The 11,013-nt window shown below is 44.4% G+C and carries 11 protein-coding genes, 1 tRNA gene and 1 pseudogene (1 of these 13 running past the window's edge); 3 read left to right on the top strand and 10 right to left on the bottom strand.

Features of this window, described 5'->3' with window-relative positions; all coding sequences use genetic code 11:
• Nucleotides 1–834: pseudogene (locus tag B3182_RS09575) on the top strand (DNA repair protein RecN); the annotation flags it as partial.
• 1 nt (nucleotide 835) lies between these two features.
• On the opposite strand, the gene fur reads toward B3182_RS09575, so the two are convergent.
• A complete protein-coding gene (gene fur / locus B3182_RS09570) occupies nucleotides 836–1,264 on the bottom strand; it encodes a ferric iron uptake transcriptional regulator (protein ID WP_413466493.1) in 429 nt (142 codons plus the stop codon).
• Nucleotides 1,265–1,335: 71 nt separating this feature from the next.
• Here fur and B3182_RS09565 point away from each other — a divergent pair, with 71 nt between their 5' ends.
• Complete coding sequence (locus B3182_RS09565) at nucleotides 1,336–1,914, top strand: outer membrane protein assembly factor BamE (RefSeq protein WP_292354197.1); 579 nt, start codon at nucleotides 1,336–1,338, stop codon at nucleotides 1,912–1,914.
• Nucleotides 1,915–1,926: 12 nt separating this feature from the next.
• On the opposite strand, the gene B3182_RS09560 is transcribed toward B3182_RS09565, so the two are convergent.
• The 5 genes from B3182_RS09560 to B3182_RS09540 form a co-directional block, all read right to left on the bottom strand.
• Nucleotides 1,927–2,556: a carbonic anhydrase gene (locus tag B3182_RS09560; protein ID WP_292354195.1), complete on the bottom strand. Its 630-nt coding sequence runs from the start codon at nucleotides 2,554–2,556 to the stop codon at nucleotides 1,927–1,929.
• A gap of 3 nt (nucleotides 2,557–2,559) precedes the next feature.
• On the bottom strand, nucleotides 2,560–3,201 hold the full coding sequence (locus B3182_RS09555; protein ID WP_292354193.1) for an MBL fold metallo-hydrolase: 642 nt from the start codon (nucleotides 3,199–3,201) through the stop codon (nucleotides 2,560–2,562).
• Between the two features lie 75 nt (nucleotides 3,202–3,276).
• Nucleotides 3,277–4,404: a hypothetical protein gene (locus B3182_RS09550; protein WP_292354191.1), complete on the bottom strand. Its 1,128-nt coding sequence runs from the start codon at nucleotides 4,402–4,404 to the stop codon at nucleotides 3,277–3,279.
• A gap of 203 nt (nucleotides 4,405–4,607) precedes the next feature.
• Nucleotides 4,608–5,024 carry a hypothetical protein gene (locus B3182_RS09545; RefSeq protein WP_292354190.1) on the bottom strand — a complete coding sequence of 139 codons (417 nt, stop codon included), beginning with the start codon at nucleotides 5,022–5,024 and terminating at the stop codon, nucleotides 4,608–4,610.
• 155 nt (nucleotides 5,025–5,179) lie between these two features.
• A complete protein-coding gene (locus B3182_RS09540; protein ID WP_292354188.1) occupies nucleotides 5,180–7,573 on the bottom strand; it encodes a Lon protease family protein in 2,394 nt (797 codons plus the stop codon).
• An 82-nt stretch (nucleotides 7,574–7,655) separates the two neighbouring features.
• Between B3182_RS09540 and B3182_RS09535 the strand changes: the two genes are divergently transcribed.
• Complete coding sequence (locus B3182_RS09535; RefSeq protein WP_292354186.1) at nucleotides 7,656–7,961, top strand: PilZ domain-containing protein; 306 nt, start codon at nucleotides 7,656–7,658, stop codon at nucleotides 7,959–7,961.
• Nucleotides 7,962–7,968: 7 nt separating this feature from the next.
• Here the strand turns inward: B3182_RS09535 and coq7 are convergent, their stop codons facing one another.
• From coq7 to B3182_RS09515, 4 genes are all read right to left on the bottom strand, one after another.
• On the bottom strand, nucleotides 7,969–8,613 hold the full coding sequence (coq7, locus tag B3182_RS09530; RefSeq protein ID WP_292354184.1) for a 2-polyprenyl-3-methyl-6-methoxy-1,4-benzoquinone monooxygenase: 645 nt from the start codon (nucleotides 8,611–8,613) through the stop codon (nucleotides 7,969–7,971).
• An 18-nt stretch (nucleotides 8,614–8,631) separates the two neighbouring features.
• Nucleotides 8,632–9,702, bottom strand: a complete 1,071-nt coding sequence (locus tag B3182_RS09525; protein WP_292354182.1) for a GGDEF domain-containing protein — start codon at nucleotides 9,700–9,702, stop codon at nucleotides 8,632–8,634.
• A gap of 85 nt (nucleotides 9,703–9,787) precedes the next feature.
• Nucleotides 9,788–10,741 (bottom strand): chemotaxis protein, encoded by a 954-nt coding sequence (locus tag B3182_RS09520; RefSeq protein WP_292354180.1) that lies wholly within the window; start codon nucleotides 10,739–10,741, stop codon nucleotides 9,788–9,790.
• A 209-nt stretch (nucleotides 10,742–10,950) separates the two neighbouring features.
• Nucleotides 10,951–11,013: transfer RNA gene (locus B3182_RS09515), tRNA-Leu, on the bottom strand (it continues 140 nt past the right edge of the window).

Below are 11,013 nucleotides of genomic sequence, written 5' to 3'. Positions count from 1 at the left end.
GCCACTTCGCTACGTCATTATCTGGACAGTGCGGATCTGGATCCGGCGAGGCTGGAAGCCGTTGAAGATCAGTTAGCTGTGTTACATGATCTGGCGCGTAAACATCATGTTGAAATTGAGGCCTTACCTGCCCATTATCAGGCTTTGTGTGATGAATTGGATAGCCTGTCAAAATCCCAGCAAAATCAGACAGAGTTGTCTCAGCAACTCAAAGCCCAGGAAAAATTATGTCTGGACTTATCTGCACAGATCCGTGCAAACAGAGAAAAACATGCTAAACCTCTGGCGGAGACCATTACCCAGTCCATACAACAACTGGCCATACCTGCTGGCCGTATAGAATTTGTTATCACACCCTTTGAAGATGGCAAATTCAGTGAACATGGTGCGGATCAAATTCAATTGTTGGTCAGCACCAATCCCGGCCAGCCGGCAGGAGAATTGGGCAAAATTGCATCGGGAGGTGAATTAGCACGGATAAGCCTGGCCATTCAGGTAGTTACTGCAGGAAAACGTAGCGTTCCTACGTTAATATTTGATGAAGTTGATGTGGGAATAGGCGGCGGCGTTGCTGAAATTGTTGGTCAACATCTCAAATTACTGGCATCAAGCCAGCAGGTGATCTGTATTACTCATTTGCCTCAAGTCGCGGCACAAGCTCATCAGCAACTGCAGGTTACAAAGATTCTGGGTGAAGATAAAACCCATACTGAAATCAGCGAACTTAATCGTGAACAACGCATTGAGGAAATTGCCCGGATGCTGGGCGGAATGAACCTGACCCAGAAAACTCGTTCACATGCTGAAGAGATGCTGGATCAGGGACAAAACTGATTTATCGTTCTTTTTTGCAGTCTTCGCGGTTGCAAATGCCATAGATGTAAAGGCTGTGATCGGTCATTTCAAACCCATTCGCCTTGGCAATCTCTCTTTGCCGCTCTTCAATCACCTCATCATAAAATTCGATAATGCGATTGCATTTCACACAGAACAAATGATCATGATGTTCGCCATCTTCCAGTTCAAAGACCGCATGTCCACCATCAATATTTAATCGTGAAACCAGCCCTGCACCCTCAAATTGCGTAAGCACTCGGTAAACAGTTGCCAGACCGATTTCCTCTCCCATTTCCAGCAAAGCCTTATAGACATCTTCAGCACTTAAATGGCGCTGTTTGGAGTGTTCAAGAATCTCCAGCACCTTTAAACGTGGCAGAGTAATTTTCAATCCCGCTTTTCTTAAATCTTGTCTTTCCATTATTATTGTTGCCTCGTAGAATAGTTACGAATAGCGTATCATCGCACTTTGGTCATCAACACAGAAACAAATACTAAATGAAAAGCCTGCTTATTTATAGCCTTTCCTTGGTTATTCTCACTCTCAGCGCCTGTAGCAAAGACAAAATCCCTGGTGTTTATCGAATTGATATTCAACAAGGCAATCAGGTTACACAGGAAATGCTCAGTAAGCTCGAACCTGGCATGACTAAAAGCCAGGTATCTTTTGTGATGGGAACACCGATGTTAATTGATGTATTCCATCCGAATCGCTGGGATTACATATACAGTTTCCACCCCGGAAACGGTACACGCGAGCAGCGTCGCATCACTTTGTATTTTGATGAAGCAGAAACGCTTGACTACATTGATGGCAATACCCAGATTGTTGAAAACATCCAATTAACGGAAGAACAGCGCACTGATACTAACGTGGTGGTTCCATTAAACGAGAAGAAAACCGGTTTCTTCAATGGCATATTTAATGTGTTTGGCCTAGGCGAAGATGAAGCAGAGATTATCGAAGACGATAACGAAACTGATGCCGCTGAGAAAAAGCAGAAAGAAGCTCTGCCGGAAAACTTAGATGACTCAATGGGAACACAACCTGCAGGTCAGCTCCCAGATATTCAGTAAGTCCCTGAAACGCTATTCCTGAACCGGTTCAAACTGGCCGGTTTGGGAATTAAAACAAAGCAACTCTCCTGCTGCCAAGTCAAAATACCAGCCGTGTAAGGTCAAACGACCCTCTTCTACCTGTTGCTGAACACATTCAAAACTCATCAAATTATCCAGCGAAACTAGCACTGCACGTTGTTCGCAGGCCTTTAACTGACTGGCCTCATCGCCATCAGCGTGCGATTTAACCCAGTCCTTTGCCGGTTGTGCAATTGAAACCCACTGATGGATGAATTTTGAGTTTTGTTGTCCATCATCATCCCACAGCGCACGTATACCACCACAGTTGGCATGCCCCATGACAATAATGTTTTCGACTTCAAGATTATTAACGGCAAATTCAAGTGCTGAGCTGGTGCCATGATGTAAACCATCATTCTCACAGGGTGGCACCAGATTGGCGACGTTTCTGACGGTAAATAAATCCCCAGGATCACAATCTGTCAAAATCGCGGGATCAACTCGGGAATCACAACAGCCAACCATTAAGGTTTTCGCTGGCTGCCCCGTTTTCATACTGGCATAAAGTCGGCTGTCCTGACCAAAGTATTGTTTTTTAAAACGTTGAAAACCTTCAATTAATCTATCTGTATTCGCCATTTTTTATGCATGTCTCAAAAACGTTAAAAAAGGATTATGTTGTTTCTCATGGGAAATGGTTGTGACCGGTCCATGACCACTATGCACTCGCAAATGCCCGGGTAATTGCATTAACCGTTGTAAGCTTTGCTGCATTATAGCCGGATTCCCCATAGGTAGGTCAGTGCGTCCAACGCTGCCAGAGAATAATGTGTCACCGACAAAGATATCTTGCTCGTCATAGTAACAACCTTGGCCTGGTGTATGCCCAGGGGTCGAGATAAACCTCAGTTTGGTATTCCCCAGCTGAATTTCATCACCATCGTCGACAAAATGGTCAATTCGTCCACATGGCCGATTAAATGCTGGCTCGCCAAACCAGTCCCCCTGTATCGGTAATGTCTCAAATAATGGAACCTCGTTTCGCGGCAGGTAGGTCGGCACATCAAATTGCGATTGTAAGTAGACCAGGCCTCCTGCATGGTCCAGGTGACCATGTGTTAGCAATATCATCTGTATGCGGGGACGAGGATTGATTGACAGCAACTTTTGAACTAATTCATCTGTTTCGCCGGTATCGATTACAGCTGCATCACCAGTCGTCTCATCCTCGATTAAATAGGTATTGACCTGAAATGCACCAACGGTAAAGCAGGTGATTTTCATCCTGTATAACTCTCCCCAAAAAAAAACAGCTGGTCGGTTAAACCAGCTGTTTTTAATAATGACATGTAAGACGTTTTATTTATCTTTGTTTTTCTGCGCTTCGCGCGCTAAACGCATATTGTTTTCAAACCAATCACGTTTAATTTTTTGGGTACGGGCCAGATTGATATTAGCTTCATACCATTTCTTTTTGATATCTGCATGTGGATCGGGATGCAGGTTCGCTTCATACCATTTTTGATGGCTTTCACGAGCGGCCTGCAAGTTGGCTTCATACCATTTTTTATCACTGGCCGTCTGCTCATCACTGAATTCATACCAATGTTTATCGGTTGGCGTCTGATCCAGATTGGCTTCATACCATTTACTGTGTTGTTCACGGAATTTGGCCAGATTAGCTTCTTGGAAGCGTTTTTTCCAATCGGTATCGCCCGCTTCTTTGAACTCATACCAATGGGTAGTCGTAGGCGTATTGTCCAAATTGGCTTCATACCAGTGACGATTCGCTCTAACCGTTTCTACTGCTGTGCGTAAATTGGCCTCATACCATTTTTTCTTGGTATCAAGATGATCCACCATATTGGCTTCGTACCAATGCGTATCGCGCTGTTGAGCAGGACGCTGATTCGCTTCATACCATTTGGAATTTTCACGAGCAACATGGGTATTGTAGGCAAACCAGTCACGCTTGATTTGTTGGGTACGTGCCAGACTGATATTAGCTTCATACCATTTCTTTTTGATATCCGCATGTGGATCGGGATGCAGGTTCGCTTCATACCATTTTTGATGGCTTTCCCGAGCCGCTTGCAGGTTGGCTTCATACCATTTTTTATCACTGGCAGTCTGCTCATCACTGAACTCATACCAGTGTTTCTCCGTTGGCGTCTGATCCAGGTTGGCTTCATACCATTTACTGTGCTGCTCACGGAATTTTGCCAGGTTGGCCTGTTGCCAACGCCTTTTCAAATCACTGTATTGTGAATCAGCAAATTCATACCAATGGGTTTGTGTAGGCGTTTTATCCAGGTTCGCTTCATACCAATGACGGTTCGCCCGCACTGCTTCAACAGCAGTACGCAAATTGGCTTCATACCATTTTTTCTTGGTATCAAGATGCTTCACCATATTCGCTTCATACCACGGACGTTCAGAATGCTTTACAGGATTCTGTGCCGCTTTGTACCAAGGCAGTTTTTTCATTTTATCTCTCACTGCGTTTGCGGATTGCAACTTAGCTTTAATGCTATCAACTGTTGCGTGATTGCTCTCGTACCACTTTGTTTTAATATCTATTGTGCTACTCATTGCGTTTACCTCTTTGGGTAGTTTTACAAACTGATACTACCCCAGAAGTGAAGCCTACTACAAGTAAAACCATGCGATGAGACAGCGAAATAATCTAATTATTCAAAGCAATGCTTTTCAGCTTTTACCCGCTGCAACATAGCTATTTTCTGTTCCACTTGCTGTGTTCTTCTGGCTTCTTTTTCATCTACCAGAGAAGAATATCCCAGATAGGCCAGACCCAACCATCCCTCAACAATCGGGATCGTATCAAAAGCAATTAATGTCGCGGCCAGTTTATTACTGCCATCCTCGTAAAAGCCAGGCTTGTAACTATAACGATATGGATGAAGCTGGTTGATAGCACCATCAATTTCAACGCAGCTATGCTTGCGGATTTCATCGGTAATTTGCACTACCGGCGGTTCATAATAAATTGGCTCAGTCGGCACGGGAACAGGTGTTAACGCCTGTACTGGTAACACCATAAAACCAAGCATCAAACCTATAGACTTGATAAAAAATTGATTTTTCATAACTGACATACCTATACAATTTATGCGTGTTTGCCTGTAGAGGTTAACGGCTGACCTGACCGTAACTATAGCCTAAGGCTTGTTTATCTTTCATCTCCGCTATTGCTGGTGACTATTTCTTGTCCGACAAGGCAGTGATGAAGATAAAATCAGCCCTAATCACTTGCTTCATGGCTACTGTCTTTATCATGCTTGTGCAGCTCCGCCCAATTAGCCAGTCTTGCCGCGACAGCGCCATTAAAACTGTTTTCAGGATAGTTGCCTTGTTCGTCTGCTTCGCCAGCCTCATATTCACTCAGCACATTGATAGCATCGCTGATGTCATCGACAGCGTAAATATGAAACAGACCATTCTCAACGGATTGTCTGACTTCGGGTTTCAGCATCAGATGCTGCATATTACTGCGGGGAATAATCACGCCTTGTGTGCCTGTCATTCCCACCAGACAACAGACATCATAAAAGCCCTCAATCTTTTCATTAACGCCACCGATAGCCTGAACCTGACCGAACTGGTTCATTGATCCGGTAATAGCGATAGATTGTTTGAGTGGAATTCTGGCAATAGAAGATAATAAAGCACACAGCTCAGCGACTGTTGCACTATCGCCATCGATCTCACCATAATTCTGTTCAAACACAATACTGGCAGCCATGGATAGCGGCTTATCTGCCGCATAAAAAGACCCCAGATAAGCAGCCAGAATCATCACACCTTTTGCATGCAGGTTGCCCCCCAGCTCCACTTCTCTTTCAATATCAATAATCGCATCATCACCATATCGGCAACTGGCAGTGATGCGGGTAGGTTCACCAAAATGAAAACTGCCGATGCTCAATACCGATAAGCCATTGACCTGACCGATATGCTTGCCATTCACATCCAGTTGAATAATCTGCCGCTGTATTTGCTGATAAACCACTGAACGAACGCGATCCACCCTTCTGAGACGCTGTTGCCAGGCATGATTCACCGCATCAGCAGTAATTTCAGCCTGTTGGTATTTGCGAGTCCAATAGGCGGCTTCACGCAACAGATCAGTCATATCAGCAATATGCAGCGACATTTGTTGCCCATCATTAATTGATCTCGCTGCATATTCAATCATTAACGCCACTGCACTCTGCTGCAAAGCGGGCAAATGCTCATTCATTGCTGTTGAGGCAATCAATTTTGCCATTTGCATATGTGTTTCAGCCGTACGCGGTAATTCATCTTCCAAATCAGCCAGCACTTTAAATAATCCAGCAAACTCGGGATCCAATTCATACAGTTGATAATAAAGATCCCGATTCCCCAGAAGAATCACTTTGGTTGAAAGCGGGATTGGTTCAGGTTCTAGTGAAACCGTTGCCACCAGACTATAGGTTCGTTCAAGGTTTTCCAGGGGGATTTCGGAAGCTTTTAACGCTGCCTTCAACCCCTCCCAGGCAAAAGGCTGCTCCAGAAGCTTTTCGGCATCAACAATTAAAAAGCCGCCATTGGCACGATGTAATGCGCCCGCCTTAATCAAGGTAAAGTCAGTCACCAGTGCACCCATCATTGCCATGTTTTCAACACAGCCCAATAGATTCTGATGATTTGGTTGATTGAGATACACCACCGGAGCTCCATGCAGATCGGCATTATCCACAATCAGGTTAATCTGATAGCGCTTCAGACAATTATCGACATTAACATCTTCCTGCCTCTCTTCATTTTTGAGGAACATCTCGATATTCCGCTGAATATCAAATTGCATATCATCAAAATAATTCTGTAACGGCTCGGATTTTGGATAAGCATGGCGTAAAAAATCGATTTGCCGGGTTATCACTTCTAACGCAACCTGATCATTCAGCGCGGTAATCTTATTTACCGTGTCATGTTCCCATTCATGAATTTCAATCAGGGTATCCTGCATTGACACCTGTAATTTCGCGATAGCCTCTTCCGTTTCCATTTTCTTGGCATAGGGCAGATCTTCAAAATCTTCGCCAGATAAAGGCTCCCCTTCATGCTGAGCTGCAAAGGCGTAACTGCCATCTTCCATTCTAAGCAGTACAACGCCCTGTTTATCCGCTTCAGTCTGCAGTGCACCAAACAAGCGTACCCGGTGCTGGCGACTGGCTTCTTCAATTGCCCTTACTCTTCCCCGATAATATTCGTCATCAAAAGCGTGAGGTAATTGTTGCTGTAGCGCTTTGATAACCCGCTCGATATCCAGTTTTAACTGCGCACCATCACCGGCGGGTAATGACAATGATTTAGGCTGTTGAGGTAAATCAAAATTATGTAAATAAGCCCAATCTTCTGCATCAGGCCGGTTGGCAGTATGTTTGGTGAGATATTCACTGACCAGCGACTTTTTACCCATGCCGGCCTCCCCCATCACATACAGGTTATAACCATCTGCTTGAATATTCGCTGCAAATTCAATTGCTTCGCGGGCTCTGTCCTGGCCAATCAAGCCTGTTAAAGGCTCCACTGTAGCGGTAGTTTTGAAGGGCAGATCAGCCGGATTGCAGCCGTGATACAGTTGTGACGCGTTTAAGTGAGTTACAGACATGGATATCTCTGGACGAATGAACAGAACTTAGCTTAGGCTAGGGGCATCTGATAGGCAACTGCATCGATAAGGGATAAAAATTATGGCAGGTCAGGATTTTGAAGAAAAACGCAATTATTTCCGAATGCGCGTCAACGGTCCGGTACAGATAAAGCGTCCGGATACCACAGAAAGTTTTCAGGCAGAAGGACTCGATTTAAGCGCCAGCGGTTTAAGTTTGATAGCGGATGAAATGGTTAGCGAGGGGGAAATACTGGATATCAGCATTAAAAGTCATAATCCGGACCTGGCCGACTTTGTTGCACAGGCTGAAGTGGTCAGAGTTGAGCCTTCTGAAGAACAGGCGGGACGTTTCAATATTTCATTGAAGTTTACGACAATCTATTGAAGTCAGCTTACAGCCAATAACTGCTGCGGGTCATCACTTTCGACATTGGCTGCATGATTTTCTGCACCAGCCATGGCAATTGAGCGCCGCCGGCAGCTAAAGCAGTTTGCTGATGATGACTTTCATCTTCACGCATTTGCGCAAGAATTGAACGACTGCGCAGATCCGCATCACTCATCTTGCCGAGATGCTCATCGAGATGTTCTATAACCTGTTTTTCAGTTTCGGCAACAAACCCCAGACTCCATTTATCACCAATTTTTCCTGCCACGGCACCAATCACGAAAGAACCGACGTACCACAACGGATTTAACAGGCTGGTACGCCCCTCCAGTTCATCAATACGTTTTTCGCACCATAACAAGTGATCGTTTTCTTCAGCGGCTGCCTGACGCATCGATTCGCGAACATTGGTCAGTTCTGCCGTTAATGCCTGTCCCTGATACAAAGCCTGGGCAGATACTTCACCCGCATGATTCACTCGCATCAATGCAACTGATTGCCGACGTTCATTATCGGTAAGGGGTGTTTCTTCTATATTTGTTGCCGGGTTATCTCTGCCACTTGATGGTGGGGTCCCAGCCAGAGTAGTTAATGCTTTATCCAGTTCGATAATAATTTTGTCAGCCAACAACAGATTACGTAAGCTCATATTTTTCCTGGGATTTTTTCAAAATAATTCAACGTCTGAACTCGCTATTTTTTTCGGCTCGCTAATTTTACCTTCTGCCACCAGGCTATGGTAATTTTGCACTTGATTTCGACCTTCGTTTTTGGCGCTGTACAGCGCCTCATCGGCCTGTCCAATAACATCCGTTGGCGATAATTGTGCGGAAACTTCCACAAAACCAATACTGACAGTGACCTGACCAAGCTGAGGAAAGCTATGCTCCGCCACTACCCTGCGTATTCTTTCAAAAGCCTGCATTGCATCCGTTTCATTTGCAGCTTTAAGTAACACCACAAACTCCTCGCCACCAAAGCGATAAATCAGATCATCATCACGGATAACGCCCGAAGTCATCAGCCTTGCGACCAGAATGATCACTTCATCACCGTATAAATGGCCGTAGGTATCATTGATGGTTTTAAATTTATCAATATCCACAACGCCTAACCAATGCTTAATAGCATAGCGACGGCGTCGTGAATCATTTGGTGAAGCCATCAGTTTGTTAAGTTCACTGCTCTGATTGACGAGAATCTTGGTTATTTCTTCATCCAGCGTTTCCCGGTTATATAAACCGGTTAATTTGTCACGTTGAGATTTATCAATTAACGCCAGATAATTGGCATACACCCTGAGAATTCCATGGACCAGTCGTTGGTCAATGCTGGATGGCAATTCCTGGCAATGGTGGACCAGGCTGGCGAATATTTCACCATGTGAATCATATGCGGGATAAATCACATTCCAGCCAGTTTCTTCAGCAGGACGATAAGAAACAATATCTTCTTTATCAATCGCTTCTGTCATTGCGGCAGTAAGCTCATCCGCCGTTTCCTGATTCAGTTTGGGATGCTGTTCGGAAGATGAAATAACATCATTTACACAAAAAGCCAGCAGACTGATATCGTGCATCAGATCATGGCGTTTGATTCTAAATAAACGTAGTGATTGTGCCGGAAACAATTCATTGAGAGTTTTGAGCAGACTTTTTTCCAGTACCTGCCGATCGTGATGTCGGGTAATTTCGGCAAGATTGTCGACAATTCGTATACTGCTATGACGATGTTGCATTATTTGTTGCCTTCAACAGTTCGGATAATCGAAAAGACTCATTTACGCTGTTGGAACAGCCTCCATATTAAAATGGTATAAAACACTAATGAGTACTTTCAATAAAACCACGAATGGTTGCTGCCAATTCACGTGGTTGAAATTTTGATACATAGGCATCTGATCCCACTCCCCGACCCATTGCCTGATTGGCAACCGCTGTCAGGGAAGAATGCATAATCACCGGTAAATGGGCCATACGCGGATCCGCTTTGATTTTCTGTGTCAGGACATAGCCGTCCATCTCAGGCATTTCCACATCGGTTAACACTACTTGAATTTCCGTCGTAATGTTCCGGTTTTCCTGTTCACATTGGGTCGCCAGTTTATCGAGCATTTTCCAGGCCAGTGCACCGTTCACTACGCCTACATGGCCAACGCCCAACTTGTCTAATGTCTGTGTAATCTGTTTACGAGCAACATTTGAATCATCGGCATATAACACTTTGTATTTTTTACCGTTTTCAATTTTTTCAATGCCTTCAAAAGCATTCTCATCATAAAAGTCGCCGGTATCGGCCAGTACTTTTTCCACATCCATGATCATGACCAGACGTTTATCCTGTAATTCAGCCACCGCGGTGACCAGCCCGCCCAGACGTTTGGAAATCAATGGAGGTGGTTCTTTAACCTGCTGCCAGCTTAAACGTTGGATAGTATCAACTGAAGTCACCAGAAAGCCCTGTACATGGGTGTTATACTCGGTGATCATCAGGATTTTTGGGGTTTCATGAGATTTTAATTTACAGAATTTTTGCAAATTAATGATCGGCACCATATCGCCACGCAGACTTACAAAACCTTCAATGCCATCAGGCATTTCAGGGGCGCCTGTGATTTCAGGGACATTAAGCACTTCACGAACTTTAAACACATTTATACCAAACAGTTCATTTCGTCCGGTATCATCATTAGTACCAAGACTGAATAGCAAAACTTCAAGGTGATTTGTGCCTGCTAGTTTGGTACGCTCATCAATCGAGTCAATAAAAGTTGCCATGTCCATTCTCACTGTGCAAAGGCTGATTTTCCGTTGGGCACACTAGGAATGTACCTTGATACGGTATGTTAACTTGCACAATATCGTAACCTTAAAACAGGTTCAATAGCATTAATAATCAGAATGTGGAAATGTGGAACGAGAAAGATTCACCTGAAAGGACCAATAGCAGTTAAAATGGTCTGGTGACAATAAAGAAAAATTCGGAATGGTGCCCAGGGGGAGACTCGAACTCCCACGTACATACGTACACTAGCACCTGAAGCTAGCGC

The sequence above is a fragment of the Methylophaga sp. UBA4204 genome (assembly GCF_002379485.1).
In the GTDB taxonomy this organism is placed as follows: Bacteria; Pseudomonadota; Gammaproteobacteria; order Nitrosococcales; family Methylophagaceae; genus Methylophaga.
This window is presented reverse-complemented; position numbering and strand designations above follow the sequence as displayed.

Excerpts from the sequence above, each read along its gene's own strand:
- B3182_RS09525 (WP_292354182.1), bottom strand. The coding sequence starts at position 9,702 with ATGCAACATCGTCATAGCAGTATACGAATTGTCGACAATCTTGCCGAA.
- B3182_RS09565 (WP_292354197.1), top strand. The coding sequence starts at position 1,336 with ATGAAAAGCCTGCTTATTTATAGCCTTTCCTTGGTTATTCTCACTCTC.
- B3182_RS09545 (WP_292354190.1), bottom strand. The coding sequence starts at position 5,024 with ATGAAAAATCAATTTTTTATCAAGTCTATAGGTTTGATGCTTGGTTTT.
- B3182_RS09560 (WP_292354195.1), bottom strand. The coding sequence starts at position 2,556 with ATGGCGAATACAGATAGATTAATTGAAGGTTTTCAACGTTTTAAAAAA.
- B3182_RS09535 (WP_292354186.1), top strand. The coding sequence starts at position 7,656 with ATGGCAGGTCAGGATTTTGAAGAAAAACGCAATTATTTCCGAATGCGC.
- B3182_RS09520 (WP_292354180.1), bottom strand. The coding sequence starts at position 10,741 with ATGGCAACTTTTATTGACTCGATTGATGAGCGTACCAAACTAGCAGGC.
- coq7 (WP_292354184.1), bottom strand. The coding sequence starts at position 8,613 with ATGAGCTTACGTAATCTGTTGTTGGCTGACAAAATTATTATCGAACTG.
- B3182_RS09555 (WP_292354193.1), bottom strand. The coding sequence starts at position 3,201 with ATGAAAATCACCTGCTTTACCGTTGGTGCATTTCAGGTCAATACCTAT.
- B3182_RS09540 (WP_292354188.1), bottom strand. The coding sequence starts at position 7,573 with ATGTCTGTAACTCACTTAAACGCGTCACAACTGTATCACGGCTGCAAT.
- B3182_RS09550 (WP_292354191.1), bottom strand. The coding sequence starts at position 4,404 with ATGAAAAAACTGCCTTGGTACAAAGCGGCACAGAATCCTGTAAAGCAT.